24 protein-coding genes and 1 pseudogene are annotated in these 24,158 nt (G+C 70.9%); 16 read left to right on the top strand and 9 right to left on the bottom strand.

What is annotated here, in order from left to right; all coding sequences use genetic code 11:
• Nucleotides 1-389: 389 nt before the first annotated feature.
• Nucleotides 390-1,274: an oxidoreductase gene (locus ACFUK0_RS08085; RefSeq protein WP_380247399.1), complete on the bottom strand. Its 885-nt coding sequence runs from the start codon at nt 1,272-1,274 to the stop codon at nt 390-392.
• Nucleotides 1,275-1,551: 277 nt separating this feature from the next.
• On the opposite strand from ACFUK0_RS08085, the gene ACFUK0_RS08080 reads away from it, so the two are divergent.
• The 4 genes from ACFUK0_RS08080 (at nt 1,552) to ACFUK0_RS08065 (ending at nt 4,675) form a co-directional block, all read left to right on the top strand.
• The gene (locus tag ACFUK0_RS08080; RefSeq protein ID WP_380247397.1) at nt 1,552-1,941 is read left to right on the top strand and encodes a hypothetical protein; all 390 of its coding nucleotides are present in this window, start codon (nt 1,552-1,554) and stop codon (nt 1,939-1,941) included.
• Between the two features lie 123 nt (nt 1,942-2,064).
• Nucleotides 2,065-2,928: a helix-turn-helix transcriptional regulator gene (locus tag ACFUK0_RS08075; RefSeq protein ID WP_380247395.1), complete on the top strand. Its 864-nt coding sequence runs from the start codon at nt 2,065-2,067 to the stop codon at nt 2,926-2,928.
• 396 nt (nt 2,929-3,324) lie between these two features.
• Nucleotides 3,325-4,002, top strand: coding sequence for a DUF4232 domain-containing protein (locus ACFUK0_RS08070; RefSeq protein WP_380247394.1), 678 nt, complete (start codon nt 3,325-3,327; stop codon nt 4,000-4,002).
• 400 nt (nt 4,003-4,402) lie between these two features.
• Nucleotides 4,403-4,675 (top strand): hypothetical protein, encoded by a 273-nt coding sequence (locus tag ACFUK0_RS08065; RefSeq protein ID WP_380247392.1) that lies wholly within the window; start codon nt 4,403-4,405, stop codon nt 4,673-4,675.
• A 264-nt stretch (nt 4,676-4,939) separates the two neighbouring features.
• Here ACFUK0_RS08065 and ACFUK0_RS08060 read toward each other — a convergent pair whose 3' ends face one another.
• The 3 genes from ACFUK0_RS08060 to ACFUK0_RS08050 form a co-directional block, all read right to left on the bottom strand.
• Complete coding sequence (locus ACFUK0_RS08060) at nt 4,940-5,185, bottom strand: hypothetical protein (protein ID WP_380247390.1); 246 nt, start codon at nt 5,183-5,185, stop codon at nt 4,940-4,942.
• Nucleotides 5,182-6,336, bottom strand: coding sequence for an anion permease (locus ACFUK0_RS08055; protein ID WP_380247388.1), 1,155 nt, complete (start codon nt 6,334-6,336; stop codon nt 5,182-5,184). The genes ACFUK0_RS08060 and ACFUK0_RS08055 overlap by 4 nt, the downstream gene beginning before the upstream one ends.
• 638 nt (nt 6,337-6,974) lie before the next feature.
• Nucleotides 6,975-8,024, bottom strand: a complete 1,050-nt coding sequence (locus tag ACFUK0_RS08050) for an Lrp/AsnC family transcriptional regulator (protein WP_380247386.1) — start codon at nt 8,022-8,024, stop codon at nt 6,975-6,977.
• Nucleotides 8,025-8,096: 72 nt separating this feature from the next.
• On the opposite strand from ACFUK0_RS08050, the gene ACFUK0_RS08045 reads away from it, so the two are divergent.
• Nucleotides 8,097-9,641, top strand: coding sequence for an MFS transporter (locus tag ACFUK0_RS08045; RefSeq protein WP_380247384.1), 1,545 nt, complete (start codon nt 8,097-8,099; stop codon nt 9,639-9,641).
• A 324-nt stretch (nt 9,642-9,965) separates the two neighbouring features.
• Here ACFUK0_RS08045 and ACFUK0_RS08040 read toward each other — a convergent pair whose 3' ends face one another.
• Entirely contained in the window at nt 9,966-10,940 is a 975-nt protein-coding gene (locus ACFUK0_RS08040; RefSeq protein ID WP_380247382.1) for a helix-turn-helix transcriptional regulator, read from the bottom strand.
• Nucleotides 10,941-11,019: 79 nt separating this feature from the next.
• Here ACFUK0_RS08040 and ACFUK0_RS08035 point away from each other — a divergent pair, with 79 nt between their 5' ends.
• Both ACFUK0_RS08035 and ACFUK0_RS08030 read left to right on the top strand, forming a co-directional pair.
• Nucleotides 11,020-11,754 (top strand): alpha/beta fold hydrolase, encoded by a 735-nt coding sequence (locus ACFUK0_RS08035; protein ID WP_380247380.1) that lies wholly within the window; start codon nt 11,020-11,022, stop codon nt 11,752-11,754.
• 38 nt (nt 11,755-11,792) lie between these two features.
• Nucleotides 11,793-12,170 carry a DNA glycosylase AlkZ-like family protein gene (locus ACFUK0_RS08030; RefSeq protein WP_380247378.1) on the top strand — a complete coding sequence of 126 codons (378 nt, stop codon included), beginning with the start codon at nt 11,793-11,795 and terminating at the stop codon, nt 12,168-12,170.
• Here ACFUK0_RS08030 and ACFUK0_RS08025 read toward each other — a convergent pair.
• Complete coding sequence (locus ACFUK0_RS08025; RefSeq protein ID WP_380247376.1) at nt 12,127-13,440, bottom strand: MFS transporter; 1,314 nt, start codon at nt 13,438-13,440, stop codon at nt 12,127-12,129. The two genes, ACFUK0_RS08030 and ACFUK0_RS08025, sit on opposite strands and share 44 nt — an antisense overlap.
• A 56-nt stretch (nt 13,441-13,496) precedes the next feature.
• On the opposite strand from ACFUK0_RS08025, the gene ACFUK0_RS08020 reads away from it, so the two are divergent.
• Nucleotides 13,497-14,519: an ArsR/SmtB family transcription factor gene (locus ACFUK0_RS08020; RefSeq protein WP_380247374.1), complete on the top strand. Its 1,023-nt coding sequence runs from the start codon at nt 13,497-13,499 to the stop codon at nt 14,517-14,519.
• Nucleotides 14,520-14,964: 445 nt separating this feature from the next.
• Nucleotides 14,965-15,408 carry a hypothetical protein gene (locus ACFUK0_RS08015; protein ID WP_380247372.1) on the top strand — a complete coding sequence of 148 codons (444 nt, stop codon included), beginning with the start codon at nt 14,965-14,967 and terminating at the stop codon, nt 15,406-15,408.
• A 410-nt stretch (nt 15,409-15,818) separates the two neighbouring features.
• Here the strand turns inward: ACFUK0_RS08015 and ACFUK0_RS08010 are convergent, their stop codons facing one another.
• The gene (locus tag ACFUK0_RS08010; protein ID WP_380247371.1) at nt 15,819-16,352 is read right to left on the bottom strand and encodes a DUF6326 family protein; all 534 of its coding nucleotides are present in this window, start codon (nt 16,350-16,352) and stop codon (nt 15,819-15,821) included.
• A 161-nt stretch (nt 16,353-16,513) separates the two neighbouring features.
• Here ACFUK0_RS08010 and ACFUK0_RS08005 point away from each other — a divergent pair, with 161 nt between their 5' ends.
• The 5 genes from ACFUK0_RS08005 (at nt 16,514) to ACFUK0_RS07985 (ending at nt 20,514) form a co-directional block, all read left to right on the top strand.
• Nucleotides 16,514-17,659, top strand: coding sequence for a sensor histidine kinase (locus tag ACFUK0_RS08005; protein ID WP_380247369.1), 1,146 nt, complete (start codon nt 16,514-16,516; stop codon nt 17,657-17,659).
• Nucleotides 17,656-18,303 carry a response regulator gene (locus ACFUK0_RS08000; RefSeq protein WP_380247367.1) on the top strand — a complete coding sequence of 216 codons (648 nt, stop codon included), beginning with the start codon at nt 17,656-17,658 and terminating at the stop codon, nt 18,301-18,303. The genes ACFUK0_RS08005 and ACFUK0_RS08000 overlap by 4 nt, the downstream gene beginning before the upstream one ends.
• Nucleotides 18,304-18,709: 406 nt before the next feature.
• Complete coding sequence (locus ACFUK0_RS07995) at nt 18,710-19,456, top strand: hypothetical protein (RefSeq protein ID WP_380247365.1); 747 nt, start codon at nt 18,710-18,712, stop codon at nt 19,454-19,456.
• A 384-nt stretch (nt 19,457-19,840) separates the two neighbouring features.
• The gene (locus tag ACFUK0_RS07990) at nt 19,841-20,113 is read left to right on the top strand and encodes a hypothetical protein (protein WP_380247363.1); all 273 of its coding nucleotides are present in this window, start codon (nt 19,841-19,843) and stop codon (nt 20,111-20,113) included.
• A 164-nt stretch (nt 20,114-20,277) separates the two neighbouring features.
• Complete coding sequence (locus ACFUK0_RS07985; protein WP_380247362.1) at nt 20,278-20,514, top strand: hypothetical protein; 237 nt, start codon at nt 20,278-20,280, stop codon at nt 20,512-20,514.
• A gap of 37 nt (nt 20,515-20,551) precedes the next feature.
• Here ACFUK0_RS07985 and ACFUK0_RS07980 read toward each other — a convergent pair.
• Nucleotides 20,552-20,824: pseudogene (locus ACFUK0_RS07980) on the bottom strand (hypothetical protein); the annotation flags it as partial.
• A gap of 55 nt (nt 20,825-20,879) precedes the next feature.
• A complete protein-coding gene (locus ACFUK0_RS07975; protein WP_380247360.1) occupies nt 20,880-21,638 on the bottom strand; it encodes a GntR family transcriptional regulator in 759 nt (252 codons plus the stop codon).
• A gap of 258 nt (nt 21,639-21,896) precedes the next feature.
• On the opposite strand from ACFUK0_RS07975, the gene ACFUK0_RS07970 reads away from it, so the two are divergent.
• Both ACFUK0_RS07970 and ACFUK0_RS07965 read left to right on the top strand, forming a co-directional pair.
• A complete protein-coding gene (locus ACFUK0_RS07970; RefSeq protein ID WP_380247358.1) occupies nt 21,897-23,180 on the top strand; it encodes an ABC transporter substrate-binding protein in 1,284 nt (427 codons plus the stop codon).
• Nucleotides 23,181-23,198: 18 nt separating this feature from the next.
• Nucleotides 23,199-24,155, top strand: coding sequence for a carbohydrate ABC transporter permease (locus ACFUK0_RS07965; protein WP_380247356.1), 957 nt, complete (start codon nt 23,199-23,201; stop codon nt 24,153-24,155).
• Nucleotides 24,156-24,158 lie beyond the last annotated feature (3 nt).

Raw genomic sequence — 24,158 nt, 5'->3', positions numbered from 1 at the left:
GCTGACGCCGGAGCACCGCAGGGGGCCGTAGCGGCGGGCCGGCTCGCGGTACGTTCGGATCACGTGAGGGCCGGCTGCCCCAGGGCCGGGGGCAGTCGGCACCGGGAGGTGATCGTGAGTGAGGTGCCCTCCGGAGCGACTCTGGCGGCCAATTCACAAGGACTGCTGCCTCACGGGCGCGGTTGGTGCTGGTGCCGTAGTTCGCGGAGGGTATGACGGACCGCCAGGCAGCCGACGTGGTGCGGGCGAGAGCGGACTGGAAGTACTGTCCCTCAATGGGGTTGGCCGATCCGGGTTTCGACGCCTCCGTGCTCAGCGCGTCTTGATGCTGTTGCGAGGCGCGCTGTGCGCTCTTCGGTGGCGGTTCGGGAGCGGGTCCGGTGACCCGCTCAAGCAGCGGCGGGCAGTTGGGCTCCGGTACCGGTGATCCCGGCGGTGACGTCCCACAGTGTGCGGGCGGTCTGCGGGTCCAGTGCGGCGGGGGAGGGCCTGCGGACTGCGGGATACCCCTTGATGCTGCCGGGGCCGTCGGGGCCGACGTAGGAGCCGCCGGGGATGTCCTGGGTGGCGGCGTACAGCGTCGGGAGTGCGCCTTGCGCGGCGTCGTTCACCATGAAGCGCAGCGCGCGGCCCACAACGCGGGGGATCCCGCCGACGTGGGCGGTGAGGTTGGTGGACGCGATTCCGGGATGGGCCAGGAGCGACCGCACCGGGCTGCCGCCGGCAGTCAGCCGCCGGTTCAGCTCGATGGCGAACAGGGTCGCGTCGAGCTTGGAGTCGCAGTAGGCGGCAGTGCCGTTGTACTTCCGCTTCCTCCAGTTCAGGTCGTCCATGCGCACGTGCCCGCGGCGGTGCAGCTGGGAGGAGACCGTGATGACGCGGTCGGTGATGTGCGGCAGGAGGAGGTTCGTGAGGGCGAACGGGCCGTAGAAGTTGGTCGCCGCCTGGGACTCGAAGCCGTCGGCGGTGTAGGCGAGGGGAACCTGCATGATGCCGGCGTTGTTGACCAGGATGTCGAGGCGGCCCCTCCACGCGTGGGCGAAGGCGCGCACCGACTCAAGGCTCGCTACGTCGAGGTGTCGTACTTCCGTGTCGCCGGGCAGGGTGCGCGCGATCTCCTCGCCCTTGGCAGCATTGCGCACCGCCAGGACGACGTGTGCGCCCGCCCTGGCCAGTTCGCGGGCCGTGATCAGGCCGATGCCTCCCGACGCCCCGGTGACCACCACGGTGCGCCCGGCCATGTCGGGGAGATCTGCAGCGGTCCAGTTGCTCATGGCGGTTCCCACCTGTCTGCGCGAGCACCCACTGTTCGCGCGATCGTCGTCCCGGCCCTGTCCTCAGCCAGCGACACCACTGCACCGCGAATCATGGAAGGTAACAAGGAACCGGCTGTCCATGGACAGCCGATCCCCCTCTGGGCCGTGGGAAGGGGGATCGACAATCCATGGACAGCCGGTTCCTTGCTGGACATTGCGCCACATGTGAGCCTTGGCGCGGCGAACGACTCGCGCGGCCATCGCGCCGGGTCGTCAGCCCGGAGGGTGGCGAGTGATGAAATACCGTGAAGCCGAGGATCGCGCCGACGTCCTCGTCCCCCACGCGTTCCAGGAGCACACCGTCGATCTCGGCGAGGTGCGGCTGAACTACTGCATCGTCAGCGGCGTGTCGTCCGGAGGGGTGATCGCCGCCTCGCTGTCGGCCTTCGCCAATCCCGGCCGGATTCGCGCGGCCGCGTGGGAGGACGCACCCTGTTCGCCGCGGAGGCGACCGCGTCCTGCGGACCTGCGATCCGCCAGTACATGGGCCCGGCGATGGCGCTGTGGAGCAAGCGGTTCGGAATTCACCTACCGGTCGCTCCCGGACGTGCCGCACTCGACGCACGCGTACGAGCCCGAGCTGTACAGACGCACGATGGTCGAGTGGGTCTCGACCTTGGAATGACCGCGACCCTGGGTCCGGCCCGGCCCGGCAAACGGGACCGACCGGCCCGGATGGCGATTCGTGCCCGTGCGACAGTGCAGTAGAGCCTGAGGACGTTCAAGGCCCCCAGGAAAGGCGACATCGATGGATCGAGCGACACTGGCTGACTTCCTGCGCAAGCGCCGCGGGCTGTTGCAGCCCGAGGACGTGGGACTGCCCCGCGGGCCTCGCCGGCGCACTGCGGGGCTGCGACGCGAGGAGGTCGCCACGCTCGTCGGGATGTCCACCGACTACTACAGCCGTCTGGAACGCCAGCGCGGCCCCCAGCCGTCCGAGCAGATGTTGACCCAGATCGCCCGCGGCCTGCACCTCACCCTCGACGAGCGCGACCACCTCTTCCTCCTCGCCGGTCACAACACGCCGCGCCGGGCCATGCGCGGCGACCACGTGAACCCGGGCATGATGCGGGTGCTCGACCGGCTGGGAGACACCCCCGCCCAAGTCATGTCCGGGCTCGGGGAAACGCTCGTGCAGACCCGGCTTGCCGTCGCACTGGTGGGCGACGAGACGCACTACACAGGCCACGCGCGCAGCATGGTCTACCGGTGGTACACCGACCCCGCCTCACGCCGGCTCTACCCCGCGGAGGACCACGACCTGCACGGCCGCGCGTTCACCTCACAACTACGCGCAGCCGTCACCCGCGAGGGACCAGGCTCGCGCGCAGCGGAACTCGCCGACGCGCTCCTGGGACGCAGCGCCGAATTCGCGGCCCGCTGGAACGAGCACGAAGTCGGTGTCCGGCTCACCGACCAGCGCAAGCGCCTGAACCACCCAGAACTGGGCCTGATGGAACTGCACTGCCAGATCCTGCTCGACCCCGAGCAGTCCCAGACCCTGCTCGTCTACACGGCCCCGCCCGGCACCGAGAGCTACGAAAAACTGCAGCTGCTCCACGTCATCGGCGCACAGCGGTTCCCGCCCGGGGTATCCGAGCCGCAGGCCTGATCGAGGACCGCGCCGCACGGTGCTGCGTGGTGGCAACGTCCCGCAGCACGGCGCCTGGACCTGCAGGCCCAACCGGTCGGCGCGGACCGCCGATTGCGGACTGCCGCCGACCGCAGCCCGGACAGGCAGCACCTGCTGCAAGGGGCGGGGGAGCACCGGTTCACCCCGTAGGGCGGGGCGGAACCGGCCCGACCACGTCACCGGCACATTTCCGCAGGGTCGGTAGGAGGTCCAAGGATCTCAAGGTCAGGCATGGGTCACAACAGTCTCGTGACAGGATCCGGACCTCATCCGCAGCCAGTTGTCACACCCACCGTGAAAAGATCGTTTCGACCACAGGAACGAATGTTTCGACCGCAAGCACCTTACGCACCACACCAGTTACGGGGAAGCGCCATGAAGAACCACATCCGCCGCACCAGCGCGTTCGCGGCCCTCGGCGTCGCTGCCGCCCTCTCGCTCACTGCCTGCGCCGGTGACGACTCGGGCAAGGACACCGCCGGCAAGGGAAGCGTCCCGCCCGCCTCCTCCCAGCCCACGGACCCCGCGAAGGCCAGCCCTTCCCCGAGCGGCGGCACTGCGGACAAGGGCAAGACTCAGACCGCGAAGCCGAGTTCCGTCAGTACGACGTCCGGCAGCAGCGGGGACAGTGCACCGCAGGGCGGCCAGAACGTCCAGCCCTGCAAGACCCAGAACCTGACTGTCGAAGCCAAGAACGCCTCGCCCGACGCGAGCACCGGCACCATCGACATCACCATGACCAACCGGGGCACCACCACCTGCTCGGCAACGGGCTTCGCCGGTATCGGCATCACCGACCAGGACAACACCACGAACCCCATCGAGCGTGGCAAGGCCGAACCCCGCATCACCGACCTGAAGCCCGGCGAGGCCGCAATCTTCAATCTCTCGTACGAGATCGACAACAGCGCCAACAGCCTCACCCGCCCGACCGGGATCCAGGTGACGCCCCCGAACCAGACCAGCCACGTGAACGTGAAGTGGCCCGCCGGCGCGGGCAACATCAAGGGGTTCTACACCGACGTCAAGGTCTACCCCACGCACAACAAGTAGCAGCACGCCCGTGGCCGGCTCCGCGGACGTCGATGCCCGGTCGGATCCTCCCGACCCGAACGGGGTGCCCGGACCGGCATCCCGCGGCCCACACGCCCGAGGAGTCGGTGACGTCCGCGGCTGCTACTCGATCGGCGACCACACCCTGCGGGGCATCAGCCGCCACAAGAAGAGTTTGCGACAGCAGGGTTGCACAGTCTGCCTGGCGGCCCCCCGACCTCGAGGACGTGCTGCTCCCACGGGCCGGTGCGCGAGACAGGTCAGAGCCTGTCGGGCAGGACGCGCTGGGAAGCCGTTGTCCTTCCGATGGTGGCGGGTGGGTTTCCGCTGGTCAGGCATAGTGCCGGTGTTTCGGTGGCAGAGACGGGGTGTCGTGTCGTCTCTTCGGTGGAGGTGCCGGATGCCGTCGGTGATGGGGCTGCTTGAGGAGCGCGAGCGTGCTGCTCGGCAGCGGGTGGAGGTTCTGCAGGCCGAGTTGCAGGAGGCTGAGGCCACGTGGGAGCGGTTCGTGATCGACCGTCAGACAGTGGCCGAAGTCCTGGCGAAACCTCCTGTGGGCGAGGAGGTGCCGCAGGCCGGGGTGGCCGTTGAACGGCCTGCGCGGGTGGCCGGGGCGGTGCCCGGCGTGGACCCGGTCCCGTGCGGGGAAGCCCCCGGGCATTGCGCCAGGTGATGCCACCCGCGACCGGATAGCGCATCGCATCGACCGTCTGCCGGTGGCAGTAGCCCTCCGGCTGCCCGCCGCGGCCCTCCAGCCATCTCGGCACCGGCATCGCCTCACGAACGACCGACCACTCCGGGTCCGTCATGTCCGAGGGGTACCTCGGTCGCCTGTGCGGCCGATTCCCGGCGTTCCCGAACCGGTGCCCTTGGAGGTTCACCCGGGTGGGGCGCGAACTGGTCGCGTTGTCGGGCTGACGGGTCTGCGCCTGGTTGGTCAGCTGTGGTTGACGATGACGGAGATGCCCCAGCCGACCGCCGCGAGCACCACCGCGAAGCACAGTCCGGCCAGGGTGTAGCCGACCGGCCCGGCCCTGGGGTGGTCGGCGGCCGGCTCGCCCGCCGGGACGGGCGGGTTGAGCAGGCGCAGGCCGAGGGCGAACAGTGCGGGCAGGCCGCTCCCGGTGAGCAGTCCCACCACGACGATCCTCCACAGTGCGTCGAGGTTGATCCAGGAGTTCACGGGTGCTCCTCGCCTGTGGCGGGCACCGGGACGACCGAACCGGTCCACGCGGCGTTGACGTTCTCCGGCGTCACGGCCGAGTGGCGGGAGGCGACGAGGAAAGCGATCGACGTCAGGACCAGTACGAGGAAGATCACTACGACGCCGGCGGTGCCGCCGATCCCGTTCGCGGCCCAGTAAGCCACCGCGCCGACCGCTGCGGAGGCCGGCAGGGTGAGCAGCCAGGCGGCCGCCATCCGGCGGGCGACGTGCCAGCGCACGACGGCGCCCTTCTTGCCGACCCCGGAGCCCAGGATCGACCCGGTGGCCACGTGGGTGGTGGACAGCGAGTAGCCGAAGTCGGTGGAGGCGAGGATCACGGCGGCCGAGGCGGACTCGCCGGCCATCCCCTGCGGCGACTCGATCTCCACCAGCCCCTTGCCCAGCGTCCGGATCACCCGCCAACCGCCGATGTAGGTGCCCAGGGCGATCGCCAGCGCGCAGGAGGCGATCACCCAGGTCGGGGCGCTCGCCCCGGCCTGCAGGGTGCCGTTGGCGATCAGGGCCAGCGTGATGACGCCCATGGTCTTCTGCGCGTCGTTGGTGCCGTGGGCGAGCGAGACCATGGAGGCCGACCCGATCTGGCCGATCCGGAAACCGTGCTCGCGCGGGCGTTCGGACACACTGCGGGTGATGCGGTAGACCAGGAGGGTGCCGACCACTGCGACGGAGCCGGCGATGAACGGCGACAGGGCGGCGGGCACGATCACCTTGGAGACCAGGCCCTGCCATTTGACGGCCGAGGCGCCGGCTGCCGCCAGGGTCGCCCCGACCACGCCGCCGATCAGCGCGTGCGAGGAACTGGACGGGATGCCGAAGAACCAGGTGGTGAGATTCCACAGGATGCTGCCGGTCAGGCCGGCGCACACCACGGTCAGGGTCACCGCCTGACTGTCGACCAGGCCGCTGGCGATGGTCGCCGCGACAGCGGTCGACAGGAACGCGCCGACCAGGTTCAGCACCGCCGAGAGGGCGACGGCGATGCGCGGGGGAAGGGCTCCGGTGACGATCGAGGTCGCCATCGCGTTGCCGGTGTCGTGGAAGCCGTTCGTGAAGTCGAAGCCCAAGGCGGTGGCGACCACCAGTGCGAGGACCACGTCGTTGCCGGTCACAGCGCCGAACCTAGCCCGTCGGCCGGTCCGTCCCGGGTCGGCCGCGCCCCGGCGCGCAGGGTCGCCGCCGACGGTCATCCGATCGGACCAGCCTGACGACACGGGAACGCGCCGATTCACCATCGGGCAGCCCGTGTGAGCGCACCGTGCCCGGAATCCGCCCCCGCCGCCGCTACGAGATCGGCGTCGACTCGCAGCAGCCCCCGGTGCAGGATTCCGGGAACTGGCCGCGGTCCACGCCGGTGCCGCTCCGCCGAAGGATCTTCCGCCCGCACGACCTCACAGGCAGCACACGCCGTAGGCGGTCTGGCGGTACGGAGGCCCGCAGTACACCGCGTCCCGGCGGTGGCGGTGCCCGAGGGCGAAGCGATTCCCGCACGCCGGGCAGCGCGCGACGTGCTCGGTCTCGACGCCCAGGTGATACCGGAGGCCGATGGCGACGGCCAAAGGCCGGCGGCCAGAGCCGGGGGCACTGTAGCGCGCTGACCAGCAGTTCTCACCGGTCCTGCGCGAGTTTGCACAGTTCGGCGAACAGGCCGGCCGCATCCAGGCCCTGGAGCCGCCCGCGGACGCCGCCCGCGGCACGTGGGACGCCGCAAGCGGCTGAGTCACGCAAGGCCACACGACCGGCAGGGCCGTCACCCTCCGGCCGGATGCGCGACCGACGGCGAGAGGCGCGGCAGGCGGTCGCCGTTCATTACGGTGCCCGCCTGCTTGAGGTGGCGCACGGTGACCGTTACCTCGTGCTGGCGGATAGCGGTGATCGGGGCCAGGCGCTCGGTGATGTAGCGGTACAGGTCGGCGGTGTCGCGGCAGGTGACCGCGACGACGAGGCTGGCCGGGCCGGACACGGCGCCGACGAAGCCGACCTCCGGGTGCAGGGCGATCTCGGTGCCGACCCGGTGGATGTCGGCCGGGGCGACGGTGAGCCAGAGGGTCGCGGCCGCGCGGAACCCGATCAGGGCGTAGGCGACCTCGACGTCGACGAAGAGCATCCCGCGCTCCAGGAGCGCCTCGACCCGCCGGGCGACCGCGCTCTCGTTGCGCCCGGTGGCGGCGGCCAGCGCCGCGTAGGAGATGCGGCCGTCGGCGGCGAGCGGGGCGAGGAGCGCGTCGTCGTCGGGGGTGAGGCCGGGTTCGTCGGCGGTTCGGCGCACGGGGACGTGGCGGCGCGAGCGGGCGCCGAGCGCGGCGATCTCCTGGGCGTCCAGGCGCGCGTCGAAGCCCTGCCACTCCTGCAGGCCGGTCTCGGCGAAGACGTGCAGCAGCGAGGCTGTCGAGACGTCGGTGACCTGGCTCAGGCGCGGGAGGTTCTTCAGGACGAGCTCGTCGCGGTCGCGCGGGTCGTCGGCCCGCAGCGCGCACATCACCTCGGTCCCGGCCGCGGCGAGCGTGACCCACGAGACGTCGGGCCGGCGGGCGAGCGCGCTGCCGATAGGCTCCGCGGCGCCCGGGGCCGTGCGGATGCGGACGAACAGGCTCTCGCGCGACGCGCGCGGGTCGGGGAGGACGACGACGCGCAGGATGCCGGCCTCGCGCAGGCGCCGGTAGCGGCGGGCGACCGTCTGCTCCGAGGAGCCGAGCGCCTGGGCGATGCGCCGGAACGAGGCGCGCCCGTCGAACTGGAGGGCGCTCATGATCCGGCGGTCCAGCGCGTCGGTGGTGATGGTTTCCCTCTCTACAAGCATGATTATGGCGGGATTCTACACGAAACGCCGATTCGCTGGGTCGCGACCGGGGGTGCGCAAGACCATCGGCGCATGACTTCTTCCGCTTCTCCCACCGCTGTCGCGCCCGGGCACGGACGCTGGGCGCCGCTGCTGGCGATCTGCCTGGGCACGTTCATGCTGCTCCTGGACGTCTCGATCGTGAACGTCGCGCTGCCCGACATGGCGACCGCGCTGGACGCCTCATTCACCGGCCTGCAGTGGGTGGTCGACGCCTACGCGCTCGCCCTCGCCGCGCTCCTGCTCCTGGTCGGTTCGATCGCCGACGCCGTCGGTCGTCGCCGCACCTACCTCGTCGGCCTCGCGGTGTTCGTCGCCGCGTCGCTGGTCTGCGGCATCGCGCCGTCCGTCGGGCTGCTGGTCGCCGCGCGGTTCGTGCAGGGCGCGGGCGCCGCGGCGATGCTCGCGACGACCATCGCCCTGCTCAACACGGCCTACCACGGCCGTGATCTCGGCACCGCCTTCGGCATCTGGGGCGCGACCTCGGGTGCCGCGGTCGCCGCCGGCCCGATCATGGGCGGCCTGCTCACCCAGGGCCTCTCCTGGCGCTGGATCTTCTTCGTCAACATCCCGATCGGTCTGGCGACGATCGTCATGGCCCGGCGCACGCTCAGCGAGTCGCGCCTGCCGCAGCGCCCGCGGATCGACTGGGCCGGCGGCGGCGCCTTCACCCTGGCCGCGGCCGCGCTGACCTTCGCTCTGGTGCGGGTCGCCGAGGAGGGCTGGGGCTCCGGGCAGACGCTCGGGGCGCTGGCCGTCTGCGTCGCCGCGCTGGGCGCGTTCGTCGCCATCGAGCGGCGCGTGGCCGAGCCGATGCTCGACCTGGCCATGCTGCGCCGCCGCTCGTTCGTGCTCGTGCTGATCGCCGCGGCGCTGCTCTCGATCTCCGCCTTCGCCGGCCTGATCTACGTGTCGATCTGGCTGCAGACCGTGCTCGACCTCGGCGCGATCTCGGCCGGTCTGGTGACGCTGCCGCTGAGCGGGATCGCCTTCTTCGTGGCCGGCGGCCTGGGTCGCGTGCTGCACGGCGCGTCGCCCCGCTGGACGGTCGGCGGCGGATTGGTGATCATCGGCGTCGGCGATCTGCTCATGCTCGGCCTCGACGGCAGTTCCGGATGGGCCGAGGTCCTGCCCGGGCTGGCCGTGATCGGGGTCGGGTCCGGCATCGCGATCCCGACGGTCGTCGCCGCGGCGATGGCCGCGGTCCCGCGCGAGCGCGGCGGGATGGCAGCCGGCGCGGTGAACACGGGACGTCAGCTCGGGTTCGCGGCGGGAATCGGCATGCTGGGCAGCATCTTCAGCGCCCGGGTCGACGCCCTCCTGCCGGGCGGCGCGGAGATCGCGCACGCCGTGACCAGCGGTGGGTCCGCCGCGGTCCTGGCGGCCGCCCCGGCCGGCTCACGGGCGACCCTCGACGCGGCGATCCACTCGGCCGTCGGCGGCGCGCTGGGCACGACCTTCCTCGTGGCCGGTGTGCTGGGCGTGGTCGGCGGGGCTGTGGTTGCGCTGCTGCTGCGCGAGCCGGCGGCGGAGCGCGTGGCGGAGCCTGCGGGAGAGGAGGTGGGGGCGCGGGCGTAGGCGGGGTGGGGCGGCGGGCGGCTCGGGCGCCGGAGCTGGGTGTGCCGGGAAGGTGGGAGTGCTCGTATCTCAAGGTCAGCGACGTTGGGTCGCGGGGAAGCTCACGGGCAGGGCGTCGGCATGCGGTCATGACCTGCCCCACGAGCCGGGCACCACGGAACTTCGCCCTCTCGCGGCCGGCCTCCGAGCCCCCCGATCGTGCCGCCGACCTGGGCAGCGGGCAAGATCAACGGCTTGGCGTTGACCGCTGTACGGATGTTCTCCATGGCCGATCACAGGGCCGCCAGTCCGAGAGCGGAGGCCCCGTCGCGGTAAATCCGGTATTTACCGCGACAGGGCTTCCGGCTGTCGTTCGGCGGCGGCAGCAAGTTGACCCGCCAGGTCCTTGAGGGCTTGGCGGAGTTCGTCGGGGCTGTGGATGGTGAAGGGCCACTCGAGCGAGGCGAGCAGGTGTGCCATGCCATCAAGGCGTTCCGCCCGTGCCTGCATCAGCACGCCGATGGGTTGGGCGGTGAGTGTGACAGCCGTGCGCGGGAGCCTTCGGGCGATCTCGTCGAGAGGGCCGTGGATCGTCACCTCGACCTGCCAGCGGTAAGGCCCCTGGGCGAGGGTCGTAGTGAGGTGGGCGACCGGGTCGAAGCCATCAGGGGTGGCGAAGGTCTGCGGGCGGGGGGTGACGGAGGCGATGCGGTCGATGCGGAAGGTCCGCAGGTCGTCGCGGAGGTGGTCGTGGCCGACGAGATACCAGCGGCCGGTGTGGAAGACCACGCCATAAGGGTCGATGTCGCGCTCGGTCTGGGCCTGCCGCCAGGACAGGTAGGCAATGCCAACGGTCGTCCTGGCACGTGAGGCCTGTGCCAGAGCCAGCAGGACACCGCTCCCGGGTGCCTGCGCGCTCACAGCGTTGGCGGTGAAGGACAGAGTCTCCCGCATGGCGGCGAGCGGCTCCCGCAGGGCCTGCGGAAGCACCCTCTCGATCTTGGCTCGGGCGCCCGCGCCGGCCAGCACGGTCGTACCCATCCCGAGCCGTTCGGCCGCGAGGAGTCCGAGGACGACGGCGAGGGCCTCGTCATTGGTGAGTACCAGGGGCGGCATCCGGTAGCCGCGGGCCAGCCGGTAGCCGCCGTAGCGGCCGCGCTCGGCCTCCACCGGGATGCCCAGGTCGCGCAGGTGGGCGACGTACCGGCGGACCGTGCGGACGTCGGTGTCCAGCCGGTCGGCGAGCTCCGGCCCGGTGAGCCCGGCGTTCGACTGGAGCAGTTCCAGCAGTGTCAGCACGCGGGTCAGGGGATGCGACATGGATCCTCGACATTTCAGGGCTGATTCTGTCCTGTATTGACTCTACGCTCCCCGCAGCACCTCAATTCAGGGAGATCAGATGGCCACCTTCGTACTCGTTCCCGGCGCCTGGCTCGGCGCGTGGGCCTGGGAAGACACCGCCGACGCGCTGCGGGAGCACGGTCACACCGTGCTTCCGCTGACGCTGACCGGCCTGGCCGAGCGCGCCGGGGAGGGCGGGCCCCAGACGGATCTGGACGCGCACATCGCGGACATCACCGACTTCGTCGAGAAGAACGATCTGCGCGGCGTCACCCTGGTGGCGCACAGCTACGCGGCCGCCCCCGTCACCGGGGCGGCCGGGCGACTAGGCGACCGGCTGGAGCGCGTGGTCTACGTGGACAGCGCCCCGTTCGCCGAGGGCATGCGCATGCTCGACCTCATGCCACCGGAGGTAGCGGACCAGCTGGGCCGGCAGGTCGCGGCCTGTCCTGACGGCTGGCGGCTGGCGATGCCGCCGTTCGAGGTGCTCGGTCTGTCCAGCAGCCTCGACGGGCTGGATGAGGGCCCGCGAGAGGTGCTGAGTGCGCGTGCCACCCCTCAGCCGTTCGGCACCTACACCCAGCGCCTCGCCGGTCCGGTCGAGCCCGGACCCGGTGTGGACCGTGTCCTGATCGCCTGCCACGACTTCACAGGCCTGCTGGATGCCGGGATGCCGATGCTGGCCTTCCTCGACCACGCGCCGTGGCGGCGCTTCGACCTGTCCACCGGGCACTGGCCAATGCTGTCGGCGCCCGCTGAGCTCGCCGGCATCCTCCACACGGCCGTCTCCTGACCGAGGCTGGTCTCCTGACCGAGACTGATGGACAGCCCGTGCTTGACCACGCGAGCGTCCGCGGGCTGCGGGCCCGCGCGCAGGCCTTGGCCGGCGCCGAGCTCGCCCGCCGCTACGTGCGCGCCCGTGCGCCCGTCGGGGTGGACGACTTCGCCACCTGGTCGGGCCTGCCGGTCACCCTGGCCCGCAGCGCCTGGAAGATGCCGACGCGAACGGACTCGATCACCGAGTACGGCGCGCTGACCGTGCCGACCGAGCGCATGGAGGAACTTCGGGACAGCCACTCCGCGCGGCCGAACGCCGTCCGCGTGGCCCTGTGCAGCGGCGTCAGGTCCTGCGCGAGGGGGCGGGCGGACCCGGCGGTGGGGTCGGTCATGTGGGGCGGGCTGTTCGGTGTCGTTCGGCGTGGCGGGTGACGGGGGGCAGGGCGACGGCTGCGGTGGCGAAAGTCGCGGCGAGGGCGCACCAGCCGGCGGTTGCGTGCGGGAGGACCAGGGTGGTGACCGCGATCGGGCCGAGGGCTTGGGTGATGGAGATGCCGGTCTGGAAGACGCCCTGGTAGGCGCCCTGGGCGTGGTCGGGGGCCAGGGCGTAGCCGAGAGTCCAGCTGCCGGCTTGGGAGGTGACCTCGCCGAGGCTGAGGAGCAGGACGGCGGTGAGCAGGATGGCCGCCGCGGTGGCGGGGGCCCGGTCGGTGGCGGTGGTGGCGGTGAGGCAGGCGAGTGCGGTGAGCAGGCCACCGAGGCGGAAGGAGCGGGCGGCGGCGGGCAGGTCGGTGGTGTGGCGGGTGGCGCGGACCTGGAGTGCGATCACCAGGACGGTGTTGAGGAGCAGGAGCGGGCCCACCAGGGTGCGGGGTGCGTCGGTGTGGTTGACCAGCCACAGTGGAAGTGCGACTTCGAGGACGACGTAGAGCATGTTGACGATCGCGTTGAGCACCGTGACGGCGAGGTAGGACCGGTCGCGGAGTGCGCTGCCGGCGCCCGCAGTGCGGCGGGGAGCGTCGACCGGCGACAGCGGTGGTGTGGGTGCGGGTGCGGTGGGGATGGTGCGCAGGGGGATGAGGGCGAGGAGGAAGGTGGCGGCGTCGGCGAGGACCGCGCCCTGGTAGGCGGCGGGGTGGTCGAGGGCGATGACGGCGGTGCCCAGGGCTGCGCCGGCGCCGATGCCGGCGTTGTTGACGGCGCGCAGCAGGCCCAGGGCCGGGGTGCGGGTGGCGGTGGGCAGGGTGTGGGCGTAGAGGGTGGCGCGTACGGCGGCGTTGGCCCGGCTGCCGGCGGTCACGGCGCAGGCCAGCAGGAGGAAGGCGGTGTAGCTGTGGGCTGCGGCGAAGCCGGCCATCGCCGCGGCCTGCAGCAGGTGCAGGGCGGTCAGGACGCGTTTGGCTCCGTGGCGGTCGGCGGCGCGGCCGGCGGGGTAGGCGGTGAGGATGCCGCAGAGTCCGGCGAGGGTGAGTGCGAGGCCGACCCGGGAGGCGGAGTAGCCCAGGCCGTGGGTGAACCAGAGTGTGCTGACGGTCAGGAACAGGCCGTTGCCGGTCGCGTTGACCGCGAGCAGGGCGGCCAGGGACCGTACGGTGCGGTCGGTGGCCGGAGCAGGACGCCGTGCCCGCCCCGTGGGTGGTTCGGGGTTCGGGCGGACGGGGCTCGCGGTGGCCGGGCGGCCGGAGGCCGGTGCGGTGGTCATGTCCGTCAGCCAATCCGCCTCGCGCCCGCCACGGAACGAGTTAAGACTGGGGCTTAATGATCCGCTTCCGACTGGAGCTCGCCGATCTCGCGGCGACGTCCTTCGCGTACTCGCCGCTGCAGGAGACCGTCCTGAGCCTGCGCCTGTGGACGGGGCACGCCACCCGCCTTCCCCACGTACGCGTCCTGGCCGCCGGCATGCGCCCGGCCTTCGAACAGCTCCCCGATCGCGAGCTGCTGACCTCGCTGGTGGCGCGTTCCCGCTACTGGGTGCCCGACCTGCTCACCCCACGCCCCCCCAGCCCACGCACCCGGCATCCGGGCGGAGTTCGCCGCCCTGCGCGCCATCGACCCGGCCCTCCTTCCACCCGACCTGGAGCGGACCTTCCTCCCGCTGGGCGAGCCGCTCCCGCCCCGGCTCGCCGCCGGACTGCAGGACCCGGCCCGCTGCTGGCCGACATCGCCGACGCGCTGGAGGCCTACTGGAACGCCTGCCTGCTGCCCCGGTGGCCACGGATCCGCTCGGCCCTGGAGAGCGACCTCGCCCACCGGGCCCGCACGTTGGCCGAACACGGGGCAGGACACCTGTTCTCCGGCATCAGCGAACGCCTGACCTGGGGCGACGGCGTCCTCAGTATCCAACGAAGCGGCCCCTGGCCCGACGACGCCACCGACATCCCCATCGACGGCCGACGCCTGCTCCTCACGCCCAGCTGCTTCGTCGACGGCGTCTCGACCATGCTCGGCCCTGACGCCCCACCCCACATCGTCTACACCACCCGCGGCCTGGCCGTCCTCGGCGAGAGCGCCGCGCCGCCCGTGCCCCGCACCCTGGAGCTCCTGCTCGGCCGCCCCCGCGCCCAGCTCCTGGCACTGCTGGCGGAGCCCGCCTCCACCACCGAACTCGCCCACCGGCTGAACGTCTCACCCCCGGCCGTCAGCCAGCACCTGTCCGTCCTCGCCGCCGCAGGCCTGCTGGAGCGCACCCGTCACGGACGCCACGTCCACTACCGCCAGAGCTCCCTCGGCGCCGCCCTGCACACCACCAGCTGCCGTTCGGGGCGGCCGAGTACACAGTGATCGAGGGTGACGCCGAGCCGTTCGCCAAGGAAGCGATCGGCCTGCCGTCCCGGTAGGGGACGGCAGGCAGCCTGGCCGCCCGAGGCGTCGTCCGCGCACTCGGGCGGCCAGGGCCGTCTCTCGGCGCCCGCCAAGGGCGGGCTGTCGGCTACGGCGTGGTACTGGCCCGGTGCGCCGGGTCGAGAGCGCATTTTGGCGAGCCTCGCCTTTGCCGACAGTGGTGCGCCTGCGCCTTTGTCGTACCGGCCCGGCCGGTACGACAACCGCATGCCACTGTCTGCCCCGCCCGCTGAAGTCACCCCATGGAGTCAATCGATCACGAAAAGCCATGGAAGTGAGGTAAGCAAACGGACGTCCCGGACTCATCTCTCAGCGAGCCGGTCACCGACCGGCCCCTTGGCCGCGCACCACAGCGGCGCCCGCTGACGCAAGGAGACCGTCCGCCATGACCGTCGTACCACTCGACCCCGCCTCACCCGCCTCCCATGCGGTAGGCATCGACTTCGACCAGACCCTGGTCGCACACGACGACGGCTGGCAGGACGGGCGTATCTACGGCCAGCCGATCCCGGGGGCGATCGAGTCGCTGCACGCACTGAAGAAGGTGCGCTCGGTGTTCATCGTCACCGCCCGCCCACGCCGCTTCCACCCCCAGGTCGCGAGCTGGCTGAGCCGGCACACGGGACTGGAGACCATCGTGGACGACGACCCGGACCGCGCCTACTGGCAGGGCGACCGCCTGCTGGTGACGAACAAGAAGCTCGGCGCCGCCGTCTACATCGACGACCGCGCCCTACGCTTCACCGGCGACTGGACGACCACCCTCGCCGAGGCCCGCCACGCGATCGGCCTGCGCCTCGACGGTTCAATCCGCCCGGGGGAACGGTGATGGTGACCAGCATTCACCGGAGCGTCCGCGCGGCCGGGGACTCGTAGAACCCCTCCGTTGCCACCGGACGTGAGCCGGAGCCGCTAGCCGGACGCACCGCCGCAGAGCCGATCACCGCCCCCGCAAACTGTGTGCCGGTCCGCACGGGAGGACCCGCCGAGCAGCACCGGATCACGGATCGCCTCCCAGGAGGAAGCGGTTCGGCCGCGTGTGGGCTCCTTGTGGGTGAGGAGATACTCATGGGAGAACCGAAGAGCGATCGGGACGAGGAGTTCCAGGCGTTCGTCGTGGAACTCCGGCCACGGCTGCTGCGGACGGCATACCTGCTGACGGGGGAGCAGTACGCGGCGGAGGATCTGGCGCAGTCCGCGGCCGGCAGCCTGACTGCGCAGCCCCGTCGGGGCGGGCAGTCACGGCTGCTGCGGCCTGCGGGGTGGCGCGCTGTCGAGGCTGGCTGCCGGGGGTGCCGGGGTCGCCGGTGATGCGGTGCGGCGTGGCCAGGTCCAGGCGGAGCGCAGGATGAAGGCCAGGAGCAGCACCTCGAGTCCGATGGAGAGGCCGTAGAAGTAGGAGTAGCTCCATGACTCCCCTACCGCGTTGAACATCGAGACGGGGACGTAGAGCGTTGCTACGACGAGGTTGACAGTGCGGTTGACACGGGCGGGCAGTGTCACGGAGAGCAGGATCATGAGGATCGGGATGGCCATGAGCGTGAGCGCCATGGCGACAAAGGTTGGACCGGTGTCGAACTCGTGGACGATGCCGGCCCGGATGTCGTCGACGAAGCCGGGCTTGTACAGGGCGAGGTAGTCGACGTAGATGTAGAGGAACATGAAGCTGGTCCATGCTGCTGCGAGCTTGGCCCGCACGGGCATGCGCAGGTCTTCCAGGGCGCTCCGGGACGGCGGACTCTTCAGTGCGGTACGGGATTGAGGCGCTCTCATCACAATGCTCCCCGGCTTGATTGGGTGGGTGCTTCCACCTTCACGGATGCCGGCGGCGGGCACATCAGCCGCGGAGCCTGATCCGACCTGGCCGTTGGTACAGCCGAGCTCTTGTACTTTCGGCGGATACACCGAGCACATGGGCCGCCTAGGCTGATCAGATGGCCACCAACGCACTCCGCTCACTGTGGGCCGAACCTCGACCCACGAATGCCCCGGACCGGAGGCCGCGGGACTGGGCCCTGGTCGCAGTACTGATCTGCTGGTCCCTGCTGGAAGTGGTGCTCCGCCAGGACCTGGCGCCACGCCCGCTGCTGCTACTCGCGGTGCCCGCGGTCCTCGGCCCCCTGCTGTGGCGACGCACGCACCCGCTCGTCGCGGTTGCGGTCTCCTTCGGCGCGTTGACGATCGTCGACATCGTCAGAATCCTCACCGGGTCGCAAGGCGCCCTGCTGAACAGCATCTCCGCGGCGCTGATCCTGGCCTACGCCCTGTTCCGGTGGGGCTCCGGCCGGGAAGCCGCAAGCGGCCTCGGCCTCATCCTGTTCTGGCTCGCCATCACCAACGTCGCCGACACCACCAGCCTGACGGACTCCGTCGCAACCTACGGGTTCTTCCTGTTCGCCGCCGCGCTCGGCGCCGCGATCCGCTATCACACGAAGATCCTCATCCGCGACATCGACCAAGCCAAGGCACGCGAACGCGAACAGCTCGCTCGTGAACTCCACGACACCGTCGCCCACCACGTCTCGGGCATCACCATCCAGGCCCAAGCAGGACGTGCCATCGCGGCCTCCCACCCCGAGCGTGCCATCGCGACCCTGGCCACCATCGAGGACGCAGCCACCCGCACCCTCACCGAGCTGCGCGCCATCGTCGGCGTGCTCCGCGCCACGCAGGACACCGGGTTCGCGCCACAGCCCGGCTTGGCCGAGGTCGAGCAGCTCGCCACCGATGGCCAGACGCGTCCCTGCGTCGAGGTGACGCTGTTCGGCGAGTTCGACGACCTCAGCCCGGCGGTCGGGGCCGCGATCTACCGCCTGGCCCAGGAGTCCATCACCAACGCACGACGGCACGCCCGCCACGCGACCCAGGTCACCGTCGCCGTCACAGGCGACGCCGACCAGGTACGGCTGACCATCGACGACGACGGCTCCGCCACTGGCGGCCGCGCCCCGGCAGGCTACGGCCTGGTGGGCATGCGGGAACGCGCCTCACTGCTCGGCGGCACCTTCCACGCAGGCCCCGCCGCCGAGCGGGGCTGGCGGGTGGAGGCGGTCCTGCCCCGAACCGGGACGCCACGATGAGCATCAGGGTCCTCATCGCCGACGACCAGCCCATCGTGCGCACCGGGCTGACGATGCTGCTCGACGCCCAACCCGACATCGAAGTGGTCGGCGCGGCCGCCGACGGGCGCGAGGCAGTCCGCCTGGCGCTCCAGCTGCGCCCCGACGTCGGCCTGTTCGACATCCGAATGCCGCTGATGGACGGCATCGAAGCCACCCGACGCCTCGCCGGCCCGGACGTCACCGATCCCCTGCCGATCGTGGTCATCACCACCTTCGATCTCGACGAGTATGTCCACGGGGCGCTCAAAGCCGGCGCCCGCGGGTTCCTGCTCAAGGACGCCGGACCCGCCCTGCTGACCCAGGCCATCCACGCCGCCGCCGCCGGAGACGCACTGATCGCACCCAGCGTGACTGTCCGACTGCTCAAAGCGTTCGCCCACGCACGGACCCCACCGCCGAGGCAGCCGGTCGAACCGCTCACCGCCCGCGAGGAGGAAGTCCTCGTGCCCGTAGCCCAAGGCCGCACCAACAACGAGATCGCCGACGAGCTCCACATCACCCCGAGCACCGTCAAAGCCCACCTCGCCAGCCTCATGCGAAAGCTCGGCGCCCGAAACCGCGTCGAGGTCGCCATGTGGGCCCACGAGACCGGCCGCATCTGAGACTCTGTTGGGCATTTCGGCCGGGGCTGTGCGGTGAGTTGGTAGGCGAGGCGGGACAGTCGGCTTGTCCGGGGCTTGTCCGGGGCTTGCGGGGTTGATCGGGTTGTCGGCTGGTCCAGTGGGCGTCGAGTCGGATGATGTTGATCGCGGTGGCGGAGAAGGCGGGTACCAGCCGGTGCTGGCGCGGCCTTCGATGCAGGTGACCTGGCGGGTGTTCCGGTCGACGCGGAACGCGGCCCGCGGCCCGCAGGAACTCCGGAGCTGCTGTGGCTCATGCGGCGGAACCGCTGAGCCCAAGAGCTTGGTGAGGACTCTTGACAGTCGGGTGGTCCAGACCGCCAGTATTGGTCCAGGCCGGAGTGCTTCAGGTCGCCGAAGTCCCCCACCTTCGAAGGGAGCGCGGTCCATGGCCGGACCCGTTCGCGCACCACTCCGAGCCCTGCTCGCCGGATCCGTCACCGCTGCCGCCTTCGCCGCCGTGGCGCTCACCGGCACCGTCCACGCGGCGGGCACCCCGCTACCCGCCCAGGTCCTCGCCCCGTACGTCGAGGCCCAGGCCGACGACAGCCTGTCCAAGCTCGCTTCGCAGTCGGGCGACGAGTACCCGACGATGGCCTTCCTCCAAGCCGCCACCGCCTCCTCCTCCCCGTCGCCGTCCGCGTCGAGCGTCCAGGTGCCCGCCATCCAGGTGCAGGTCAGCCCGTCTTCGGGCACGGTGACCGCCGGCTCGTCGACCACCGCGACCGTGAGCACGGCCATCATCAACAACGGCTCGAACACGTCCATCGCGATGACGGTCAGCGGCGTTCCTGTGGGGGTCACCGCCTCGGTCAGCCCGTCCTCGGCCAACGGGAGCTCCAGCGCCGCCCTGTCGGTGTCGACCGTGTCCACGGTCGTCCCCGGCACCTACACGCTGACGGTCAAGGGCACGCTGACCGGCACCTCGGCCACGTCCTCCGCGACCTACACGCTCACCGTGACCGCCACCGCCCCGGCGTGCTCCACCGCCTCCTGGGGCGGCACACAGGTCTACACCGGTGGCAACACCGTCTCGTGGAAGGGCCACCAGTGGAGCGCCAAGTGGTGGACGCTGGGCGAGGAGCCCGGCACCACCGGTCAGTGGGGCGTCTGGCAGGACCTCGGTACCTGCTGATCTGCACGCGTCTCTGTCGCTCATTTCGCTGTGGGGTGTTGGGCGGGTTCGGGATGATCACTCTGTGGGCTGCCTGGCGGTGGTGCGGCCCGGGAGGGTGGTGCGGAGTGTCGATGCGGCCACAGGGGCCGCCGGAGATTCCGGCGATGACGGCGCGCTCGGGTGGGAGCTGACCGACACCGGTTTCGACTGCACGGTCCTGGCGAGGTTCCGGGCCAGGCTGGTCGAGCACGGCATGGAACGCCTGGCCTTCGACCGGCTGCCGGACGCCTGCCGCGAGAAGGGGCTGGTCAGCGCGGGCGGGAAACAGCGTACGGACTCCACGCATGTGATCAGCGCGGCGCGGGAGAGCGCGCACCCAGCTGGCTGCGCGAGACGGAGCCGGTGGAGCTGCTGCGGCGGATCTTCGTGCGGACCTACCACGTCACCTGCGGCGCCCGGGGGCGGGAGGTGGTCAGGCAGCGGGAGTCCGACAGCGATGGCGTCCCGCCCGGCCAACTACGGCTCGCCTCCCATGACGACCGCGACGTCCGCTGTTCCGCCAAGGGAGGCGAGCTGTTCTGGCTGGGCTGCAAGGTCCACCTCACCGAGACCTGCAACACCGGCACGGACGGTACTCGCGGTGGCGGTCCCGCTGCGGCCGGGCCCCGAACCTGATCACGGACGTGGCCACCACCGTCTCGACCGCGCCGGACGTGACCGCCACCGCCGGCATCCAGCAACGCCTGACCGAGTACCAGGTCAAGCCCGGCGAGCACTACCTGGACTCCGGCTAGCCCTCCGCCGACCTCGTCACCGCCGCCGCCCGGCAGGGCATCACCATGATCACCCCGCTCCTGGCCGACCATTCCCGCCAGGCCCGCGCCGCAGAGGGCTTCGACAGGGCCGCGTTCCGCGTCGACCGGAACACCCGCCAGGTCACCTGCCCCGAAGGCCGCACCGGCACCGGCTGGTACCCCGTCACCCAGCACGGCCACGACGCCATCGTGATCGCCCTCGCCGGTACCGACTGCCGCCCCTGCCGGCCACATCCAGGCATGTGCCGCCGATGCCGGTGACGAGTTCGGACGCCGGTGCGGCGGCCGGCCCGAGGGGCGGGTTGTTCGCGTGGGTCAGGGTCTCCCACGCCACGAACAGGTAGTTCGTGCCTGCCGGCGGTTGTTCTCGGTGAGCGCCTGGGAGTTGGCCATCGCGACGCCGAACCGGTTGTGCAGGGCGTTGAAGCCGACCTCGGTGACTGGCCCGAGGCCGAGGTGGCTGCCGCACAGCCAGGACGGCACCGAGGCACCGAGCTGGTACGTGGCCTGGAAGCCGAGCGCCTGCGGCAGCCGCTCACCGACCGCCGGGTAAGAGGTTCTGGCCCTGGATCGCCGTGGCGTAGGAGGCCTTGGCGTCGAGGAAGACGGAGATCCCGACGGCGGCCTCAGCGCGGCTGGAAGGTGGTGCGCAGGCGGTACCGTTCGCCGCTGTACTCGACCACGGTCAGTAGGGCCGGGCGCTGGTCGCGGGTGTAGATGGTCTGGTCGAGGACCAGAACCGGGGCTCCGGGGGCGATCTGCAGGTGTCCGGCCAGGGTCTCGTCGGCACTGCGGGCCTCGACGGTCGCCACCGAGCGGTCCAGTTCGACGCCGTGTCGGCGCAGTTCCTCGAACAGCGAGGCGGTGGTGAAGTCCGCCGCGTCCAGCCCGTCGGCGAGGTCCTCCGGCACGGCGGTGCGGTCCACGGCGATGCGGACATCGTTGAGCAGGCGGACCCGGTCCAGCCGTAGGAGCGGCGTCCCGGCCGGGACGCCAAGCCGTTCGGCCTCGTCGAGCGACGCGGCCTGAAGTTCGTTGCGCAACACGATCGAACTGGGCCGCATGTGCTTGCGGTGCGCGGTGGCGCTGAAGGATTCGAGGTTGTTGGGCCACTCCCGGGCCGGGGCCGCCGCGGCCACGAACCAGCCCCGGCCGTGCGAGGAGGTGACCACGCCCTGTTCGACCAGGTGCAGCAGTGCTTTGCGCAGAGTCACCCGGGAGATGTCCAGGGTCGCGCACAGTTCGCGCTCGGCCGGCAGTTTGCCCCCGGCGGACAGGCCCAGCCGTTCGATCTCGTCGACGATCAGGTCGGCGGTCTGCGCCCACAGGGGGGCGGGGCCGCTGTTGCGTTGGGGCGCGCGGGACGCAGGTGTGGGCGTGCTCATGTGGGTGGTCCTCCCGTGGTCCGATGGACTGTACCACTGACTACCACTTGTGGCCCGCAGCGTTGTGCAGCTCCGCCGGTGGGGTCCGCTGCCTGGATGGACACCAGAGAAAACCAGTGAAGATGACTGTTGACCAACTGAATACCACTGCGTACCTTTGCGGACACCGCGCCAGGGCCGACCGAACCCGAAGCGCTGACATTTCCCCGTTCGTCTCCGCCGCGAAGCCGTCGGGGACCGGAAGCAGGAGGACCGCTGATGCATCGCTTTGGCAAGCTCGGACTGGGTGTCGTCGGTACCGTCGCACTGACTCTGACCGCCGGATGCTCGGGCGGCGGCACGTCGTCCGGCGCGGGCGAGGACACGATCGTGCTGCAGACCAATTGGACCACTGGAGGCCAGGAGAGCGCGCCGCTGAAGGCCGCGCTGAAGGGCTTCACCGCCAAGACCGGCGTCAAGGTCAAGGTGCTGGAGAACGGCGACGACCTGAACCAGGTCTACGAGACATCGGTCCTGGCCGGTGACGAGGCGGACGTGCTGCTGGTCGGCCTGCTGGAGAAGCAGCTGGACTGGGTCAGGAGCGGCGCGGTCGTCCCGGCCGAGGACTACGTGTCCCAGTGGGGACTGGCCGACAAGATCCCGGCCGATGCCCTGGCCGACTGGAAGGACGCACAGGGGCACCTGCGCGGACTGCCCTACGCCGGCTTCACCTGGCCCTGGTGGTACAACAAGGCGGTCTTCGACAAGTACGGCATCGCCCTGCCGACCACGGTGGACCAGTTGATCGCCGCAGCCGGGCAACTGCGGGCCCACGGCGTCGGCCCGGTCGCCGTCGGCGGGAACGACTGGTCCGGGCAGAAGATCTTCCTGCAGATCATGGAGAGCTTCATGCCCGCCGACGAGGCCAAGAAGGTCTTCGCGCAGGGCGGCACCTGTGGCAACGCCAATGCCATGAGAGGCATCGAGCTGTTCACCGAGCTCCGCGATGCGGGCGTGTTCGTCGACAGCGCCGAGGGCCTGACGGCTGATCAGGCCTCGGCGATGTACTTCAACGGAACCGCGGCGATAGCCCCGATCGGCTCCTGGTCCTACCTGTCCGCCGACGCGTCGGTGGCCGGCAGCACAGTCCTCGGCGGCCTGCCCACGGCCCCGGGCGGCGCCTACACCAAGCCCACCGCCTACTCCGGTTCCACCTCCGCCGGCTGGTGGATCAGCCCCAACGGCAAGAAGAAGCTGTCGAGCGTCGAGAAGCTGGTGCAGTACATGTACCAGCCCGAGGTCCTGCGCAGCATGGTCACCGACGGCGGTGTGGTGCCTCCGGTCGGGACCGCGGTGGACACCAGCGCAGTCGCCTCGCCGCTGCTGAAGCAGTCCATCGCCGACCTGCCGGCCGACGTCGACTTCGCGGTGATGCCCGACCTCTACGTCCCGGGCAACGTCGGCAACCCCATGTACCGGGCCACCTCGATCGCCTACACCAAGGGCAACGACGCGCAGAAGATCTGTTCGACCGTCGACGCGGTCTACCAGTCGGCGAAGTAGCGCGGAAAGGCAGCTCCGGTGTCCACGACAACCCCCACCCCGACCCCCACATCCATCCCGGCCCCCGCGCCTGCCGCCGGCCGGCCGGCGAACCCGACCGGCGCCCGGCGGCGCCTGGCCTCGGTCGCCCCACTCGGCTTCACCCTGCCCGCGCTGCTCTGGTTCCTGCTGTTCACCGCGGGCCCGCTGGTCAGCCTGTTCTACTACTCGCTGACCGACTGGCCCGGACTGATCGCCACGCGCACCTTCGTCGGCACGGACAACTTCCGCAAGCTGATCTCCGACCCGGTCTTCCACCAGGCCGTGGTCAACACCCTGGTCCAGCTCGTGCTCACGGTCCCGGTGGTTGTCGCCGGCGCGTTCATGATGGCCTACTACCTGGCACTGCAGCCCCGCGGCCACCGCTTCATCAAGGCCGTCCTGTTCACCCCCGTGCTGCTGTCGGCACCGGCCCTCGCCATGGTGTTCGTCGGCGTCTTCGCACCCCAGGGCCTGGTCAACGGCTTTCTGCAGACCTTCGGGCTCGGTTCGCAGACCCGACCCTGGCTGGCCGACCCCTCCACCGCCGGGATCGCGATCATGGCAGTCATCGTGTGGTCCTCGATATCGGTGTCCGCCGTCATGCTCGCCTCGCGGATGAACTCGGTCCCCACCGAGCTGTTCGAGGCCGCCGAACTGGACGGCTGCGGCCACTGGCGCCGGATGTGGAGCATCGCCTGGCCGGTGTGCCGCGAGTTCGTCGGGGTGGTGACCATGCTGCAGTACCTGTGGACCCTGTTCTCCTCCGCCGCGGTGGTCCTCCTGCTCACCCGCGGCGGGCCGGGCAACGCCACCGTCAACCTCTCCTTCCTCGTCTACGACTACGCGTTCAACCAGTCCAAGGTCGGCTACAGCCAGGCCATCGCCGTCCTGCTGTTCGTGGTGGGCGTGCTCGGCCTGGTCGGCATCCGGCGCCTGTTCCGGCAGAACTACTGAAAG

The organism is Kitasatospora sp. NPDC057223 (assembly GCF_042669755.1).
In the GTDB taxonomy this organism is placed as follows: domain Bacteria; phylum Actinomycetota; class Actinomycetes; order Streptomycetales; family Streptomycetaceae; genus Kitasatospora.
This window is presented reverse-complemented; position numbering and strand designations above follow the sequence as displayed.

Excerpts from the sequence above, each read along its gene's own strand:
- ACFUK0_RS08085 (WP_380247399.1), bottom strand. The coding sequence starts at position 1,274 with ATGAGCAACTGGACCGCTGCAGATCTCCCCGACATGGCCGGGCGCACC.
- ACFUK0_RS08080 (WP_380247397.1), top strand. The coding sequence starts at position 1,552 with ATGAAATACCGTGAAGCCGAGGATCGCGCCGACGTCCTCGTCCCCCAC.
- ACFUK0_RS08075 (WP_380247395.1), top strand. The coding sequence starts at position 2,065 with ATGGATCGAGCGACACTGGCTGACTTCCTGCGCAAGCGCCGCGGGCTG.
- ACFUK0_RS08070 (WP_380247394.1), top strand. The coding sequence starts at position 3,325 with ATGAAGAACCACATCCGCCGCACCAGCGCGTTCGCGGCCCTCGGCGTC.
- ACFUK0_RS08065 (WP_380247392.1), top strand. The coding sequence starts at position 4,403 with ATGCCGTCGGTGATGGGGCTGCTTGAGGAGCGCGAGCGTGCTGCTCGG.
- ACFUK0_RS08050 (WP_380247386.1), bottom strand. The coding sequence starts at position 8,024 with ATGCTTGTAGAGAGGGAAACCATCACCACCGACGCGCTGGACCGCCGG.
- ACFUK0_RS08045 (WP_380247384.1), top strand. The coding sequence starts at position 8,097 with ATGACTTCTTCCGCTTCTCCCACCGCTGTCGCGCCCGGGCACGGACGC.
- ACFUK0_RS08040 (WP_380247382.1), bottom strand. The coding sequence starts at position 10,940 with ATGTCGCATCCCCTGACCCGCGTGCTGACACTGCTGGAACTGCTCCAG.
- ACFUK0_RS08035 (WP_380247380.1), top strand. The coding sequence starts at position 11,020 with ATGGCCACCTTCGTACTCGTTCCCGGCGCCTGGCTCGGCGCGTGGGCC.
- ACFUK0_RS08025 (WP_380247376.1), bottom strand. The coding sequence starts at position 13,440 with ATGACCACCGCACCGGCCTCCGGCCGCCCGGCCACCGCGAGCCCCGTC.
- ACFUK0_RS08020 (WP_380247374.1), top strand. The coding sequence starts at position 13,497 with ATGATCCGCTTCCGACTGGAGCTCGCCGATCTCGCGGCGACGTCCTTC.
- ACFUK0_RS08015 (WP_380247372.1), top strand. The coding sequence starts at position 14,965 with ATGACCGTCGTACCACTCGACCCCGCCTCACCCGCCTCCCATGCGGTA.
- ACFUK0_RS08010 (WP_380247371.1), bottom strand. The coding sequence starts at position 16,352 with ATGAGAGCGCCTCAATCCCGTACCGCACTGAAGAGTCCGCCGTCCCGG.
- ACFUK0_RS08005 (WP_380247369.1), top strand. The coding sequence starts at position 16,514 with ATGGCCACCAACGCACTCCGCTCACTGTGGGCCGAACCTCGACCCACG.
- ACFUK0_RS08000 (WP_380247367.1), top strand. The coding sequence starts at position 17,656 with ATGAGCATCAGGGTCCTCATCGCCGACGACCAGCCCATCGTGCGCACC.
- ACFUK0_RS07995 (WP_380247365.1), top strand. The coding sequence starts at position 18,710 with ATGGCCGGACCCGTTCGCGCACCACTCCGAGCCCTGCTCGCCGGATCC.
- ACFUK0_RS07985 (WP_380247362.1), top strand. The coding sequence starts at position 20,278 with ATGATCACCCCGCTCCTGGCCGACCATTCCCGCCAGGCCCGCGCCGCA.
- ACFUK0_RS07975 (WP_380247360.1), bottom strand. The coding sequence starts at position 21,638 with ATGAGCACGCCCACACCTGCGTCCCGCGCGCCCCAACGCAACAGCGGC.
- ACFUK0_RS07970 (WP_380247358.1), top strand. The coding sequence starts at position 21,897 with ATGCATCGCTTTGGCAAGCTCGGACTGGGTGTCGTCGGTACCGTCGCA.